At 62.9% G+C, this 14,592-nt stretch carries 15 protein-coding genes; 11 read left to right on the forward strand and 4 right to left on the reverse strand.

Going from position 1 to position 14,592, the window contains the following annotated elements; all coding sequences use genetic code 11:
* The first annotated feature begins 2 nt into the window (after positions 1–2).
* The 3 genes from trmD (at position 3) to ACOKS3_RS05655 (ending at position 1,650) form a co-directional block, all read left to right on the forward strand.
* Positions 3–755, forward strand: coding sequence for a tRNA (guanosine(37)-N1)-methyltransferase TrmD (gene trmD, locus ACOKS3_RS05645; protein ID WP_003252146.1), 753 nt, complete (start codon positions 3–5; stop codon positions 753–755).
* A gap of 42 nt (positions 756–797) precedes the next feature.
* On the forward strand, positions 798–1,148 hold the full coding sequence (gene rplS, locus ACOKS3_RS05650) for a 50S ribosomal protein L19 (RefSeq protein ID WP_023629812.1): 351 nt from the start codon (positions 798–800) through the stop codon (positions 1,146–1,148).
* Between the two features lie 94 nt (positions 1,149–1,242).
* Positions 1,243–1,650 carry an acyl-CoA thioesterase gene (locus ACOKS3_RS05655; RefSeq protein ID WP_103445460.1) on the forward strand — a complete coding sequence of 136 codons (408 nt, stop codon included), beginning with the start codon at positions 1,243–1,245 and terminating at the stop codon, positions 1,648–1,650.
* Positions 1,651–1,653: 3 nt separating this feature from the next.
* On the opposite strand, the gene ACOKS3_RS05660 is transcribed toward ACOKS3_RS05655, so the two are convergent.
* The gene (locus tag ACOKS3_RS05660) at positions 1,654–3,489 is read right to left on the reverse strand and encodes a cation:proton antiporter (RefSeq protein ID WP_422763488.1); all 1,836 of its coding nucleotides are present in this window, start codon (positions 3,487–3,489) and stop codon (positions 1,654–1,656) included.
* Between the two features lie 68 nt (positions 3,490–3,557).
* Between ACOKS3_RS05660 and xerD the strand changes: the two genes are divergently transcribed.
* The 6 genes from xerD to ACOKS3_RS05690 all read left to right on the forward strand — a co-directional run bounded on the left by xerD (position 3,558) and on the right by ACOKS3_RS05690 (position 9,105).
* Entirely contained in the window at positions 3,558–4,454 is an 897-nt protein-coding gene (gene xerD, locus ACOKS3_RS05665) for a site-specific tyrosine recombinase XerD (protein ID WP_103445458.1), read from the forward strand.
* A gap of 154 nt (positions 4,455–4,608) precedes the next feature.
* A complete protein-coding gene (locus ACOKS3_RS05670) occupies positions 4,609–5,367 on the forward strand; it encodes a thioredoxin fold domain-containing protein (RefSeq protein WP_103445457.1) in 759 nt (252 codons plus the stop codon).
* Between the two features lie 82 nt (positions 5,368–5,449).
* Entirely contained in the window at positions 5,450–6,754 is a 1,305-nt protein-coding gene (locus ACOKS3_RS05675) for a homoserine dehydrogenase (protein ID WP_099815331.1), read from the forward strand.
* 61 nt (positions 6,755–6,815) lie between these two features.
* Complete coding sequence (gene thrC, locus ACOKS3_RS05680) at positions 6,816–8,225, forward strand: threonine synthase (protein ID WP_103445456.1); 1,410 nt, start codon at positions 6,816–6,818, stop codon at positions 8,223–8,225.
* Between the two features lie 130 nt (positions 8,226–8,355).
* Positions 8,356–8,745 (forward strand): histidine kinase, encoded by a 390-nt coding sequence (locus tag ACOKS3_RS05685; RefSeq protein WP_422763487.1) that lies wholly within the window; start codon positions 8,356–8,358, stop codon positions 8,743–8,745.
* 78 nt (positions 8,746–8,823) lie between these two features.
* Entirely contained in the window at positions 8,824–9,105 is a 282-nt protein-coding gene (locus ACOKS3_RS05690; protein ID WP_103445454.1) for a DUF3509 domain-containing protein, read from the forward strand.
* 137 nt (positions 9,106–9,242) lie between these two features.
* Here the strand turns inward: ACOKS3_RS05690 and ACOKS3_RS05695 are convergent, their stop codons facing one another.
* Both ACOKS3_RS05695 and ACOKS3_RS05700 read right to left on the reverse strand, forming a co-directional pair.
* Positions 9,243–10,100, reverse strand: coding sequence for a TIGR02285 family protein (locus tag ACOKS3_RS05695; RefSeq protein WP_422763486.1), 858 nt, complete (start codon positions 10,098–10,100; stop codon positions 9,243–9,245).
* Between the two features lie 11 nt (positions 10,101–10,111).
* Positions 10,112–11,311, reverse strand: coding sequence for a CaiB/BaiF CoA transferase family protein (locus tag ACOKS3_RS05700; protein WP_422763485.1), 1,200 nt, complete (start codon positions 11,309–11,311; stop codon positions 10,112–10,114).
* Between the two features lie 133 nt (positions 11,312–11,444).
* Here ACOKS3_RS05700 and ACOKS3_RS05705 point away from each other — a divergent pair, with 133 nt between their 5' ends.
* Together ACOKS3_RS05705 and recJ are read left to right on the forward strand one after the other, a co-directional pair.
* Positions 11,445–11,987, forward strand: coding sequence for a YaeQ family protein (locus tag ACOKS3_RS05705; protein WP_103445451.1), 543 nt, complete (start codon positions 11,445–11,447; stop codon positions 11,985–11,987).
* 8 nt (positions 11,988–11,995) lie between these two features.
* The gene (gene recJ / locus ACOKS3_RS05710; protein WP_103445450.1) at positions 11,996–13,705 is read left to right on the forward strand and encodes a single-stranded-DNA-specific exonuclease RecJ; all 1,710 of its coding nucleotides are present in this window, start codon (positions 11,996–11,998) and stop codon (positions 13,703–13,705) included.
* 92 nt (positions 13,706–13,797) lie between these two features.
* On the opposite strand, the gene ACOKS3_RS05715 is transcribed toward recJ, so the two are convergent.
* Positions 13,798–14,340 (reverse strand): hypothetical protein, encoded by a 543-nt coding sequence (locus ACOKS3_RS05715; RefSeq protein WP_422763484.1) that lies wholly within the window; start codon positions 14,338–14,340, stop codon positions 13,798–13,800.
* Positions 14,341–14,592 lie beyond the last annotated feature (252 nt).

A 14,592-nucleotide genomic window follows, 5' to 3' on the forward strand; every position in this document is an offset into this window, starting at 1 on the left:
CGATGGGTAACCTTCGCGTAGACGTCATCACGCTGTTCCCCGAGATGTTCTCGGCCATCACAGAGTACGGCATTACCAGCCGCGCGGTGAAACAGGGGTTGCTTCAGGTGACTTGCTGGAACCCGCGGGACTACACCACAGATCGTCACCACACGGTAGATGATCGGCCGTTTGGCGGTGGTCCGGGCATGGTGATGAAAATCAAGCCTCTGGAAGACGCCCTGGTTAGCGCCAGGCAAGCGACCGGAGCAGCGGCGAAGGTGATCTATCTTTCGCCACAAGGCCGCAAGCTGACTCAGCAGGCGGTCAAAGGCCTGGCCGAACAGGAATCGTTGATCCTGATCGCCGGTCGTTATGAAGGCATCGACGAGCGCTTTATCGAGGCTCATGTCGATGAGGAGTGGTCGATTGGTGACTATGTGCTTTCCGGTGGCGAGCTGCCGGCCATGGTACTGATCGATGCGGTTACGCGGCTGCTGCCCGGAGCTTTAGGGCATGTGGACTCGGCGGAGGAAGACTCTTTCACCGACGGTCTGCTGGATTGCCCGCACTACACCCGACCTGAGGTGTATGCGGATCAGCGTGTTCCCGACGTGTTGCTAAGTGGCAACCATGCACATATCCGGCGATGGCGGATGAAGCAGTCCCTTGGTAGGACCTTCGAACGACGCGCCGATCTTCTGGAAAGTCGCTCGCTTTCTGGAGAAGAGAAGAAGCTGCTCGAGGAATATCTCCGCGAGCGGGACGATAGTTAAACGTATCGATGGTGGATCAAGTATCCATCTTAGGAGCACAGCATGACCAACAAGATCATCCAGCAGCTCGAAGCCGAGCAGATGAGCAAGGAAATCCCGACCTTCGCACCAGGCGACACCATCGTCGTCCAGGTTAAAGTGAAGGAAGGTGATCGTTCCCGTCTGCAGGCGTTCGAAGGCGTTGTCATCGCCAAGCGTAACCGCGGTCTGAACAGCGCCTTCACCGTGCGCAAGATCTCCAGCGGCGTAGGCGTTGAGCGTACCTTCCAGACCTACAGCCCGCAGATCGACAGCCTGGCCGTGAAACGTCGTGGTGACGTGCGTAAAGCCAAGCTGTACTACCTGCGCGACCTGTCCGGCAAAGCCGCTCGCATCAAGGAAAAACTGTCCTGAGTGCAGTTTGCCCGGTGGCCAAGGCCGCCTAGCGAGAAAAAAGCAGCCTTCGGGCTGCTTTTTTGCTTTCTGAAACCTGTGAAAAGTGACGGATATGACCAGCCGAGACCAGGAAATCCAGCGCCGCACCGAGCTGTCGGTGACCCGCGTGACCAAAGCGGTGTTCCCCAACACCACCAACCACCACAACACCCTGTTCGGCGGCACCGCGCTGGCCTGGATGGACGAAGTGTCGTTCATTGCCGCCACGCGCTTTTGCCGGCTGCCGCTGGTGACCGTGTCCACCGATCGTATCGACTTCAAGCACCCGATCCCGGCGGGCTCGATCGTCGAACTGGTGGGTACGGTGGTCAAAGTCGGTAACACCAGCCTACAGGTGCAGGTGGATGTGTTCGTCGAAAACATGTACCTGGATGGCCGCGAGCGGGCAATCCACGGGGTATTCAGCTTTGTCGCCATCGACGAGGACAAGCGCCCGGTGCCGGTACTGCCCGGCAACTGAGCCTCATGGGTCAGCCAGCGCCTTGTCGGTTGCTGACTGGGGCGTTTGCGGTTCCGGGTCGATCAGCGACACCAGCGTCCAGCCTGCCTGAGGGGTGAGCGGGGCGTCCGGGCAGGCGACATGCACCCAGCCGTGGGGGGCGCGGGCGAACAGCAAGGTCGCACGGTCGCCATGCAGCGCCAAATACTGCTGCCAGCCGAAGGCTTCGGTGAGCGTGGTGCTGAACAGTTCGCCCCCCGCGAGCAGGCGGTTGGCCAGTTGCAGATAGGTCATGGGGCTTGAACCGAGCAACTGCCCCCGGTGTTCTTCGCTGGCCCGATGCTTGTCACTGCGCCGGTTCTCCAGCCCGCTGGCCAGCGCGAACAGCCGCTTGTGGCCGAAATCATGGCGAAACCGTGCGCACGCCAGTGCGTTGAGTTCGCCAGCCGGCGACAGCCCCAGCAGATGGCCGAGGCCCACCAGGTCCAGATGCGCGTCGGCGTGCTGCGAGGCGGGGTTGCCAAAGTAGGTTGGCAGGCCATCCATGCGCGCGGCCCGTATGTTTTCCCAGCTTGAATCGGTCAGCAGGACGCGGCAGCCGAGCTGTTGCAAGGCTTTGGCCAGCGTGCGCGCTGGCGGGTTGGCGCCCACCAGCAGAAAGCCGCTGGGCGCGGGCTCTGCAACCTTGAGCAGCCGCGCCAATGGGCGGGCAGTAGCGCTCTGCAAGACGACCGTACCGATGATCACGGCGAAGGTCAGCGGCACCAGCAACAAGGCCGAGGCGTGGCCTTGCTGGTCCAGGCGGATGGCAAACACGGCCGAAACCGCAGCGGCGACGATGCCGCGCGGTGCTATCCAGGCCAGCAGGGCGCGTTCGCGCCAGTTCAGCGCCGACCCGGCAGTGGACACCAGCACGTTCAGCGGCCTAGCCAGCAACTGAATCACCAATAGCAAGGCGAGCACCGCCGGGCCCAGGGACAACAGGGCCTGCAGGTCGAGGCGGGCGGCGAGCAGGATGAACAGCCCGGAAATCAGCAGGACGCTGAGGTTTTCCTTGAAGTGCAGGATCTGCCGCACATCGACCCCGCGCATGTTCGCCAGCCACATGCCCATCACAGTCACCGCCAGCAGCCCGGACTCGTGGACGATCAGGTTGGCAGCTATGAAGATGCCCAGCACCGCAGCCAGGGACGCCAGGTTGTGCAGGTATTCCGGGAGCCACTGCTCGCGCATCACCTGCCCCAACAGCCAGCCACCGGCTGCACCCAGTGCGCAGCCGCACAGGATCACCGCGGCGAAGGTGATCAGGCTCTGGCTCAGGCCGTCGCCGCTGGCGATGATGAAGCTGTAGACCACCACGGCCAGCAGTGCGCCGATCGGGTCGATGACGATGCCTTCCCAGCGCAGGATGTTGGCGATCGTCGCGTTCGGCCGTACCACGCGCAGCATGGGCACGATCACCGTGGGCCCGGTCACCAGGGTCAGGGCGCCGAACAGGATTGCCAGAGGCCATTCGAACGCCAGCAGCCAGTGGGTGGCCAGGGCGATCACCAGCCAGGTGGTCAGCGCCCCGATCGTGACCAGGCGATGCACCACGCTGCCGATCTCCCGCCACTGCGAGACATGCAGGGTCAGGCTACCTTCGAACAGGATCAGTGCCACGGCCAGCGACACCAGGGGCATCAGCAGCGGGCCGAACAGCGCTTCAGGCGACAGCCAGCCCAGCACGGGGCCAGCGACGATCCCGCACAGCAACAGGAACAGGATGGCGGGCAGTTTCAGGCGCCACGCCAGCCACTGGCAGGCAAGCGCAGCCGCGCCTATGCCGCCCACACTCAGAAGAATCTGCTGTTCGTTCATATGGGCTCCCTATGCCAGCGCTGTTATGAAAGACTAAGCGCCATTTCGTCGTTTGCCACCGAGTTTTCATGCCTGCCCTCGACCACCCCCTGATCGACCAGTTCCTCGACGCCCTGTGGCTTGAAAAAGGCCTGTCCGACAATACCCGTGTCTCCTATCGTAGTGACCTGGCGCTGTTCAATGGCTGGTTGCAGGAGCATTCGGTGAGTTTGCCGGACGCTGGTCGCGAACTGATCCTGGATCACCTGGCCTGGCGTCTCGACCAGGGCTACAAGCCACGCTCTACGGCGCGCTTTCTTTCCGGCCTGCGCGGCTTTTTCCGCTACCTGCTGCGGGAAAAGCTGGTCACCGTCGACCCGACCCTGCAGGTCGATATGCCGCAACTGGGTCGGCCATTGCCTAAATCGCTGTCGGAAGCCGACGTCGAAGCCCTGCTGCAGGCGCCGGACCTGGGCGAGGCCATCGGCCAGCGCGACCGCGCCATGCTCGAAGTGCTTTATGCCTGTGGCTTGCGGGTGACCGAGCTGGTCAGCCTGACCCTCGACCAGGTCAACCTGCGCCAGGGCGTGCTGCGGGTGATGGGCAAGGGCAGCAAGGAGCGCCTGGTGCCGATGGGCGAGGAGGCGGTGGTGTGGCTGGAGCGCTACCTGCGTGATGGCCGCGCCGAACTGCTCAACGGCCGCCCCAGCGATGTACTGTTCCCCAGCCAGCGCGGCGAGCAGATGACCCGGCAGACCTTTTGGCACCGCATCAAGCACCAGGCGCGGGTGGCCTGCATCGACAAGCCCCTGTCGCCGCATACCCTGCGCCACGCCTTCGCCACGCACCTGCTCAACCACGGCGCCGACCTGCGCGTGGTGCAGATGCTGCTAGGCCATAGCGACCTGTCCACCACGCAGATCTACACCCACGTGGCCAAGGCGCGCCTGCAGCAACTGCACGCCCAGCACCATCCACGTGGATGAATGTTTTTCATGTTCCGCCGACTGGTCCTTGCAGGCCCCTTCATCAGCAGCGTGATGTGGTAGGCTTGGGCGGTTTGCATCAAGGGCCGTACGGTCGCCGCGATTTTTTTGCAGGTGACGCCCTCCGGCCCCTGTCCGCCTCCAGGAGTTCCCCATGCGCGTGACCCAGATTTTCGCCGCCGCCGTGTTGGCGCTGGCCAGTACCTTTGCCGTTGCCGCGGCCGACAGCAATGCCAGCGCCGAGCAGGCGATCCGCAAGTCGTTGCAGAACCTCGAACTCGAAGTACCGGTTGAAAGCGTCGGCAGCAGCCCGCTCAATGGCCTCTATGAAGTCAAGCTGCAGGGCGGCCGTGTGCTGTATGCCAGCGCCGACGGCCAGTACGTCATGCAGGGCTACCTGTACCAGCTGCAGGACGGCAAGCCGGTCAACCTGACCGAAAAGACCGAGCGTCAGGGCGTCGCCAAGCTCATCAACGGCATTCCGGCCGCCGAGACCGTTGTTTACCCTGCCAAGGGCGAGACCAAGTCGCACATCACCGTCTTCACCGACACCACCTGCCCGTACTGCCACAAGCTGCACGCCGAAGTGCCCGAGCTCAACCGCCGCGGTATCGAAGTGCGCTATGTCGCCTTCCCGCGCCAGGGCCTCGGTTCGCCAGGTGACGAGCAGCTGCAGGCCGTCTGGTGCTCCAGCGACCGCCGTGCGGCAATGGACAAGATGGTCGAAGGCAAGGAAATCAAGGCTGCCAAGTGCACCAACCCGGTCAGCAAGCAGTTCCAGCTGGGCCAGCAGATCGGCGTCAACGGCACGCCGGCCATCGTGCTCGAGAACGGCCATGTGATCCCTGGCTACCAGCCGGCACCGCAAGTGGCCAAGCTGGCCCTGGATGGCCAGCAGCAAGCTGCCAAGTAATCAATTCAATACGCCGTCGTCATGGGGTGACGGCATGTTTCACGGTCGGTGAAGGCGCCGGCCGTTCAATGGGGAGTTCACAGTGAAACCGGTCAAAGTAGGCATCTGTGGGTTGGGGACCGTCGGTGGCGGAACCTTCAATGTACTTCAGCGCAACGCCGAGGAGATTGCCCGCCGTGCCGGGCGCGGTATTGAAGTGGCACAGATTGCCATGCGCTCGCAGAACCCGAACTGCCAGATTACCGGTACCCCCATTACCGCTGATGTGTTCGACGTTGCGAGCAACCCGGAAATCGACATTGTCATCGAGTTGATCGGTGGCTACACCGTGGCGCGTGACCTGGTGCTCAAGGCGATCGAAAACGGCAAGCACGTGGTGACCGCCAACAAGGCGCTGATCGCCGTGCACGGTAACGAGATCTTCGCCAAGGCGCGCGAGAAGGGCGTCATCGTTGCCTTCGAAGCCGCCGTGGCTGGCGGCATCCCGGTGATCAAGGCGATCCGCGAAGGCCTGTCGGCCAACCGCATCAACTGGCTGGCCGGCATCATCAACGGCACCGGCAACTTCATCCTCACCGAAATGCGCGAGAAAGGCCGCGCCTTCCCTGACGTGCTGGCCGAAGCCCAGGCGCTGGGCTATGCCGAAGCCGACCCGACCTTCGACGTAGAAGGCATCGATGCCGCGCACAAGCTGACCATCCTGGCGTCCATCGCCTTTGGTATCCCGCTGCAGTTCGACAAGGCCTACACCGAAGGCATCACCCAGCTGACCACCGCTGACGTGAACTACGCCGAAGCGCTGGGCTACCGCATCAAGCACCTGGGTGTGGCCCGCCGCACCGCCGAAGGCATCGAGCTGCGCGTGCACCCGACGCTGATCCCAGCCGACCGCCTGATCGCCAACGTCAATGGCGTGATGAACGCGGTCATGGTCAACGGCGACGCCGCAGGTTCCACCCTGTACTACGGCGCAGGCGCCGGCATGGAACCGACCGCTTCGTCGGTGGTGGGTGACCTGGTCGACGTGGTCCGTGCCATGACTTCCGACCCGGAAAACCGTGTGCCGCACCTGGCCTTCCAGCCAGACTCGCTGTCGGCCCACCCGATCCTGCCGATCGAAGCCTGCGAAAGCGCCTACTACCTGCGCATCCAGGCCAAGGACCACCCTGGCGTACTGGCCCAGGTGGCGAGCATCCTGTCGGAGCGCGGCATCAACATCGAGTCGATCATGCAGAAGGAAGCCGAGGAGCAGGACGGCCTGGTGCCGATGATCCTGCTGACCCACGGTGTGGTCGAGCAGCGCATCAACGATGCCATCGTCGCCCTGGAAGCCCTGCAGGACGTGGTCGGCAAGGTTGTGCGCATCCGCGTCGAACAGCTCAACTAACAAAATTAGTGCCGTCGGGCCGCGAGCGCGGCCCGGGCCTCAGCATCGAAGGTTTGCACCCATGCGCTATATCAGTACCCGCGGCCAGGCTCCTGCCCTGAATTTCGAAGACGTGCTGCTGGCTGGCCTGGCCAGCGACGGCGGCCTGTACGTTCCTGAAAACCTGCCTCGCTTCACCCAGGAAGAAATCGCCTCCTGGGCCGGCCTGCCGTACCACGAGCTGGCCTTCCGGGTAATGCGCCCGTTTGTCGAAGGCAGCATCGCCGACGCCGACTTCAAGAAGATCCTCGAAGAAACCTACGGCGAGTTCGCCCACGCCGCGGTCGCCCCGCTGCGTCAACTGAACAGCAACGAGTGGGTGCTGGAGCTGTTCCACGGCCCGACCCTGGCGTTCAAGGACTTCGCCCTGCAACTGCTCGGCCGCCTGCTCGACCACGTGCTGGCCAAGCGCAACGAGCGCGTGGTGATCATTGGCGCCACCAGCGGTGACACCGGCTCCGCCGCCATCGAAGGCTGCCGCAGCTGCGAGAACGTCGACATCTTCATCCTCCACCCGCACCAGCGTGTGTCGGAAGTACAGCGCCGCCAGATGACCACCCTGTTTGGCGACAACGTCCACAACATCGCCATCGAAGGCAACTTCGACGACTGCCAGGAAATGGTCAAGGCCAGCTTCGCCGACCAGTCGTTCCTCAAGGGCACCCGCCTGGTTGCGGTCAACTCGATCAACTGGGCGCGGATCATGGCCCAGATTGTCTACTACTTCCACGCGGCCCTGCAGCTGGGCGGCCCGGCCCGTTCGGTGGCGTTCTCGGTACCGACCGGCAACTTCGGCGACATCTTTGCCGGTTACCTGGCGCGCAACATGGGCCTGCCGGTCAGCCAGCTGATCGTCGCCACCAACCGCAACGACATCCTGCACCGCTTCATGAGCGGCAACCAGTACGTCAAGGAAACCCTGCACGCGACCCTGTCGCCGTCCATGGACATCATGGTTTCGTCCAACTTCGAGCGCTTGTTGTTCGACCTGCACGGCCGCAACGGCGCGGCGCTGGCCGAGCTGATGGCCACCTTCAAGCAGGGCGGTGGCTTCAGCGTCGAGCAGGACCGCTGGAACGAAGCGCGCAAGTTGTTCGATTCGCTGGCAGTCAGCGACGAGCAGACCTGCGAGACCATCGCCGAGGTGTTTGCCGCCACCGGTGAAGTGCTCGACCCGCACACCGCGATCGGCGTCAAGGCCGCCCGCGAGTGCCGCCGCAGCCTGGACACGCCGATGGTGGTGCTGGGTACGGCGCACCCGGTCAAGTTCCCGGAAGCGGTGGAGAAGGCCGGTGTGGGCAAGGCGCTGGAGCTGCCAGCGCACCTGAGCGACCTGTTCAGCCGTGAAGAGCGTTGCACCGTGCTGGCCAACGACCTGAAGGCTGTTCAAGCCTTTGTCAGCCAGCATGGTAATCGCGGCAAGCCTTTGTAATCGCATTGGCATCGGGGCTGCGAAGCAGCCCCAGATTTCAGGGCTTTCCTCAAGCTTTTGCGGAATTGTCCTATGTAAGGCTCAGGAAGCCTTGCCTAGAGTGACCGGTCCTTCCCCCAAGGAGCGGTACATGCGACAGCCTTACGTGGTGATTTACCAAGCACGCCCATCCCACCAGATCCTCCTGCACCAGGCCTGCAACGCACAGGGCCTGTTCAGCGTGCGCGTCGCCCATGACCTGGCCGATCTCGACACCTGCCTGGCCCGTCAACCGCGGGCGGACCTGCTGATTCTCGACCACGCCGTGAGCGATGGCCTGGCCCTGCTCGAGCGGGCCTGTTGCACCCGTGCCGTGCTGTTCGTCGGCCATGCCAGCACAGGCAGCCCGAACCTTGCCCATGAAGCCCGGCGCCAAGGCCTGTGGGTCCTTGCAGACCTTCCTTGGCCCCTGCCTGTCGGGCGCTGGCAACAAGCCCTGAAACGTATTCAAACTGTCACGTCGCCCACGCATGCTCACTAGCACAGCCGTGGCGCAGCGAACTTTCCGCTGCGTTTGCTGGTCAGTTCCTTCATGTCCCACTACAAACGAGTGATCCGGATGGAAAGAATCTGCAGACTGCTCAACGACGCCCTTACCCCCTACCAGGCCAAGCTAGGTGCCACGGATGCCAGCGGCAACCGTCAATTGACCGTATATGACAGCCTCGGCGGTACAGCCTTGCGCCGTACGGTCAGCCCACGCCAGCTGCAGGAGCAAAGCCTGTTGATCGACCTGGTAGACGGCTTGCACCGTGACCTGCAGATTGTCGAAGGGCGCTTGCAGCCCTGTGTGATCGCGGCATTGCAACAGCGCCAACAGCCGCAGGGAACCTTTGCCTGAGAGGGCTATCATAATCTTCAAGGGCAGCCGGCCAGTGCACAGCTCCGGTGCTGGCAGGTTGTCACGGGAAGTCCATGAGGACTTTCGATTGGCCCCGGGCGTCTTCCCCAGCGTCCGGGGTTTCTTTTGCGTGGTGCCTAGCGCTCTTCGAAGAAGTGCTTGCTCTCTTCCAGATAGGTAATGCGCAGCTCGGGGTCAAGCCAGTGTGCATAAAGGGCGGGCAGGGTATTCAGGCGCAGGGCCGGTAGCAACTGGTCGATGTGGCTGATGGCGGCGCGCCCCAGTGGCGTGTTCGAGCAGCCTACGTGCAGGAACTGGTAGCGGTCCACGCCCTGGATCGGATGGAACTGATAGTCCGCCGGTGAGCCACCATGTTGCTGAATCAGGTAGCGCACTTCCGGCCAGTAGCCCAATACCAGTTGCAGTCGCCCGAGCTGTTGCATCTGCAGCAGGTTGGCGGTGGCATCGTTGCCGTAATGGCGGCTGAACGCCGAGTCGGGCAGCTGGCGCAGGATCTCGTCGACCTGGCTGCTGTAGCTGCGTTGGGCGACGATGCCCAGCTTCAGCCGGGTATTACCGAGCAAGCCTTTGAGGTCGACCTGCTGATCGTCCAGATAGGAGGCCAGTAGCGCCTGCTCGGTCTTGCGCACCACCACACCGCTGCTCAGCACGCCGAGCGTCGGTTGTGAGAAGTGCACGAACTTCGCCCGCTCCGCAGTCCACAGCAATGTCGGGTCGCAGGTGAAGCTGGATGGGTCCTGGAGCATCTGGATCCCGCGTGCACGGTTGACCCGGACGATGCTGTGGTCGTACTCGGGCATCTGCTCGATCAGCAGCGGCAGCATCTGGTCGATAACCCCCTGGCCTTTATCCGTGCCTTCGAACACGGTGAACGGCGGCAGGTCGCGCACCAGCCACAGCAGGCGTTCCTTGGCCTGCGCCGGCGCTACCAGCAGGGCAAGCAGCAGCGCGCAGCACAGGGCCAGCCAACGCATCGGCAGCAGCCTCAGACCGTGCCTGCCTGGCGCAGGCTGGCAATCGCCGCCTGGTCGTAGCCCAGGGAAGCCAGCACGGTATCGGTATGCTCACCCAGCGCCGGGCCGACCCATTCGGCAGAACCAGGGGTTTCCGAGAGCTTGGGCACGATACCCGGCATCTTGAACGGCTTGCCGTCCGGCAGGCGCGCCTGCAGGAACATTTCACGGGCCAGGTACTGCGGGTCGCTGAACATGTCCTCGGCCGAGTAGATACGGCTGGCCGGCACCTCGGCGTCTGTGAGCACCTGCATCAACTGGTCCAGCGGCAGGCTTTTGGCCCAGCGGTCGATCACCCCGTACAACTCGTCGCGCCTGGCATCGCGGCCGTCATTGCTGGCCAGGCTCGGGTCGTCGGCCAGGTCGGTGCGGCCGATGGCCTGCATGAAGCGCTTGAAGATGGCGTCACCGTTGGCGCCGATCTGCACATGCTTGCCGTCGGCGCTGGTGTGGATGGAGGAGGGCGTGATGCCCGGCATGATGTTGCCGGTACGCTCGCGGATGAAGCCGAACACGTCGAATTCCGGGACCATGCTTTCCATCATGGCGAAGATCGCCTCGTACAGCGCCACGTCCACCACCTGGCCCTGGCCACCATTGACTTCGCGATGACGCAGTGCCATCAGCGCGCCAATCACGCCCCACAGCGCAGCGATCGAATCACCGATGGAAATCCCGGTGCGTACCGGCGGGCGGTCGTCGAAGCCGGTGATGTAGCGCAGCCCGCCCATCGATTCACCGACCGCACCGAAGCCTGGCTGGTCCTTCATCGGCCCGGTCTGGCCGAAGCCGGACAGGCGCACCATGACCAGGCGAGGGTTGAGGGCATGCAGCACGTCCCAGCCCAGGCCGAGTTTTTCCAGCACGCCGGGGCGGAAGTTCTCGATCAGGATGTCGGCCTCGCCGAGCAGGCGCTTGAGCACGTCGCGGCCTTCGGGGTGCTTGAGGTTGAGCGTCAGCGACTGCTTGTTGCGCGCCTGCACGAACCACCACAGTGACGTGCCCTCGTACAACTTGCGCCATTTGCGCAGCGGGTCACCGCCGTCCGGCGACTCGACCTTGATCACTTCGGCGCCGAATTCGGCGCAGATCCGCGAGGCGAAAGGCCCGGCGATCAGGGTGCCGAGCTCGATGACTTTCAGGCCGGCGAGGGGTTTGCTGGGCGTAGACATGAGGCATCCGTGGCAACTGATCAGAGCCGTGGTTTTAGCATACGTGCGGGGCGGCCGATACTGCTCCGGCGCAAGCAAAGGCGGGATCGGTTAGACTAGGTGACTTTTCTCTACGCACGAAGCCCACTCGACCATGGCCCAGCCGTCCACCACCTACAAATTCGAACTGAACCTGACCGATCTTGATCGTGGCGTGTACGAAAACGTCCGCCAGACCATTGCCCGTCACCCTTCGGAAACCGAAGAGCGCATGGCCGTGCGCCTGCTGGCCTATGCCCTGTGGTACAACGAGAACCTTTCGTTCGGCCGTGGCCTGTCCGATGTGGATGAAGCGGCGCTGTGGGAAAAGAGCCTGGACGACCGCATCCTGCACTGGATCGAAGTCGGCCAGCCGGATGCCGATCGCCTGACCTGGTGCTCGCGCCGCACCGAGCGCACCAGCCTGCTCGCCTACGGCAGCCTGCGCGTGTGGGAAGGCAAGGTGGTGAGCGCGGTCAAGGGCCTGAAGAACTTGAGCATCGCCGCCGTGCCGCAGGAGGTGCTGGAAGTCCTGGCCACCGACATGCCGCGTACCATCAAGTGGGATGTGATGATCAGCGAAGGCACCGTGTTCGTCACCGATGACCGTGGCCAGCACGAAGTGCAGCTGCAGTGGCTGCTCGGTGAGCGTGGCTGAAGCACTCCATGCGTATCGAACCTCGCCCGCTGCCGCCGACCCTGCCATTTCTGGGTAACCTGCCACCCTTGCTGACCCGCCTGTACGCCGCCCGCGGCGTGCAATCCGAGGCCGAGCTGGACAAGAGCCTGGCGCGCCTGCTGCCGTACCAGCAGCTCAAGGGCATCGAGGCGGCAGTGGACCTGCTGGTCGAAGCCCTCGACCAGCGCCAGCGCATCCTTATCGTCGGCGATTTCGATGCCGACGGCGCCACCGCCAGCACCGTCGGCATGCTCGGCCTGCGCCTGCTGGGTGCGGCCCATGTCGATTACCTGGTGCCCAACCGCTTCGAATACGGCTACGGCCTGACCCCGGAGATCGTCCAGGTGGCGCTCGAGCGCCAGCCAGACCTGCTGGTGACCGTCGATAACGGCATCTCCAGCGTCGAAGGTGTGGCAGCGGCCAAGTCGGCCGGGCTCAAGGTGCTGGTCACCGACCATCACCTGCCGGGCCAGCAGTTGCCGGATGCCGACGCCATCGTCAACCCGAACCAGCCTGGCTGCGACTTCCCGAGCAAGTCGCTGGCCGGCGTCGGGGTGATCTTCTACGTGCTCATGGCCCTGCGTGCACGCCTGCGCAGCCTGGGGCGCTACGAAACCCAGCCGCAGCCGAATATCGGCGAGCTGCTCGACCTGGTCGCCCTGGGCAGCGTCGCCGACGTGGTGCCACTGGATGCCAACAACCGCATCCTCGTACACCAAGGCCTGGAGCGTATCCGCGCCGGCCGCGCGCGGCCAGGCCTTAAGGCCATTCTGGAAGTGGCGCGGCGCGACCATCGGCGCATCACCTCCACCGACCTCGGTTTCATCCTCGGCCCACGGCTCAATGCTGCCGGGCGCCTGGACGACATGAGCCTGGGCATCGAATGCCTGCTGTGCGAAGACCAAGCACTGGCCCAGGACATGGCCCAGCAACTGGATGACCTGAACCAGGACCGCAAGTCGATCGAGCAGGGCATGCAGCGCGAAGCCCTGGCCCAGCTCAAGGACCTGCCGGTCGAGTCCATGCCTTATGGCCTGTGCCTGTTCGATGCCGATTGGCACCAGGGCGTGATCGGGATTCTTGCTTCGCGCCTGAAGGAGCGTTACCACCGGCCGACCATCGCCTTCGCCGATGCTGGCGACGGCATGCTCAAGGGCTCGGCGCGTTCGGTGCCGGGCTTCCATATTCGCGATGCACTGGATGCGGTGGCGGCGCGCCATCCGCAGCTGATCAGCAAGTTCGGCGGGCATGCCATGGCGGCGGGGCTGTCTCTGCCCGAAAGCAATTTCCCGGCCTTTGCCGAAGCCTTCGATGAAGAAGTCCGGCGCCAGCTGCGCGAAGAGGACCTGACCGGTCGCCTGCTGTCGGACGGCAGCCTGGCCGTGGAGGAATTCCACCTCGACCTGGCCAAGGCCCTGCGCAATGCCGGGCCTTGGGGGCAGCACTTCCCCGAGCCGCTGTTCCATGGGGTGTTCCAACTGGTGGAGCAGCGTGTGGTCGGCGAGCGGCACTTGAAGGTTGTGCTCAAGAGCGAGTGCGGGTCGGTGCGGCTGGATGGCATTGCCTTTGGCATTGACCGCGAGGTGTGGCCGAACCCGACGGTGCGTTGGGTCGAGCTGGCGTACAAGCTGGATGTGAATGAGTTTCGTGGGAATGAGAGTGTGCAGTTGATGATTGCGCATATGGAGCCGCGCTGACTTTAGCGTCAGGTGCCTGCCTTGGTTTTTGCGCTGGGGCACAACTCGAGCGCCGGCCGCGCGGCGCTCGATCTCCCAGGTGCTGCTCAGGTTCAGTTGCACTCCTTTCTGGGGCGGTAGTAGATCACCGCTGCCGCAATCAAGATGCTGATGCCGCTAAATGAGAAAATGATAACTGCTAGTGTGGTCTCCCGGTTTCTTACATTGGTGACATGTGCCGCCATTGCAGAATCATAAAGAAACATTCCGCTAGGAGCGATTAAACGCTGAGCCGTTGCAGCGCTTTTAGAGGTTGCTATGTCAACCAAGAGTGGCGTATTTAGGTCCAGACTCGCTGCATCATAGTATATTTTGTTTGCATAAAGATGAGCGTTGTGGTGCTTTCCATTTGAAGTTTTAAACTTGATGCTGAACGTATAGAGAGATCTGTCACTGTCCAATGTTTCAGGTTTAGAAGTGAGAGATGCCGGAACTCGCAACCATGACTCTTCGCTGGTTTTTTCGTGTTCGCGCCACATAAGTGAAAAGCTAGCACTTAAGATGAGATTAAGAATCCCACCAAGCAGCAAGGCTTTTGCTTGTTTGCGAGGCGGAAGCTCTCGCATGAGCTTTAGCGAGTATTGCCAAATATCCATGTTGAGGTCGTTGCGTTGTGGGGTGGTTTTCAGATCGGTTAGTGATACTGGTCCTGTTGTGCGTCGCTGCAACATATATAGTTGTCTTGATTACCTTGTATAGGTACAGCGATTGTTGGCTGAGTCGGGGGTTACACTGCCTATGCTTTCTATACTTATAGGAAAGGTGGCAGCTGTACACGGAGTGGAAACCCGAGTGCATTCAGGAAAACTCGGTAGGCACGCGGCCTTCCGGGTACAGCCGCCATTAAC

This window comes from Pseudomonas sp. HS6-2, assembly GCF_049325675.2.
GTDB lineage: Bacteria > Pseudomonadota > Gammaproteobacteria > Pseudomonadales > Pseudomonadaceae > Aquipseudomonas > Aquipseudomonas putida_N.

Excerpts from the sequence above, each read along its gene's own strand:
- trmD (WP_003252146.1), top strand. The coding sequence starts at position 3 with ATGGGTAACCTTCGCGTAGACGTCATCACGCTGTTCCCCGAGATGTTC.
- rplS (WP_023629812.1), top strand. The coding sequence starts at position 798 with ATGACCAACAAGATCATCCAGCAGCTCGAAGCCGAGCAGATGAGCAAG.
- ACOKS3_RS05655 (WP_103445460.1), top strand. The coding sequence starts at position 1,243 with ATGACCAGCCGAGACCAGGAAATCCAGCGCCGCACCGAGCTGTCGGTG.
- ACOKS3_RS05660 (WP_422763488.1), bottom strand. The coding sequence starts at position 3,489 with ATGAACGAACAGCAGATTCTTCTGAGTGTGGGCGGCATAGGCGCGGCT.
- xerD (WP_103445458.1), top strand. The coding sequence starts at position 3,558 with ATGCCTGCCCTCGACCACCCCCTGATCGACCAGTTCCTCGACGCCCTG.
- ACOKS3_RS05670 (WP_103445457.1), top strand. The coding sequence starts at position 4,609 with ATGCGCGTGACCCAGATTTTCGCCGCCGCCGTGTTGGCGCTGGCCAGT.
- thrC (WP_103445456.1), top strand. The coding sequence starts at position 6,816 with ATGCGCTATATCAGTACCCGCGGCCAGGCTCCTGCCCTGAATTTCGAA.
- ACOKS3_RS05685 (WP_422763487.1), top strand. The coding sequence starts at position 8,356 with ATGCGACAGCCTTACGTGGTGATTTACCAAGCACGCCCATCCCACCAG.
- ACOKS3_RS05690 (WP_103445454.1), top strand. The coding sequence starts at position 8,824 with ATGGAAAGAATCTGCAGACTGCTCAACGACGCCCTTACCCCCTACCAG.
- ACOKS3_RS05695 (WP_422763486.1), bottom strand. The coding sequence starts at position 10,100 with ATGCGTTGGCTGGCCCTGTGCTGCGCGCTGCTGCTTGCCCTGCTGGTA.
- ACOKS3_RS05700 (WP_422763485.1), bottom strand. The coding sequence starts at position 11,311 with ATGTCTACGCCCAGCAAACCCCTCGCCGGCCTGAAAGTCATCGAGCTC.
- ACOKS3_RS05705 (WP_103445451.1), top strand. The coding sequence starts at position 11,445 with ATGGCCCAGCCGTCCACCACCTACAAATTCGAACTGAACCTGACCGAT.
- recJ (WP_103445450.1), top strand. The coding sequence starts at position 11,996 with ATGCGTATCGAACCTCGCCCGCTGCCGCCGACCCTGCCATTTCTGGGT.
- ACOKS3_RS05715 (WP_422763484.1), bottom strand. The coding sequence starts at position 14,340 with ATGGATATTTGGCAATACTCGCTAAAGCTCATGCGAGAGCTTCCGCCT.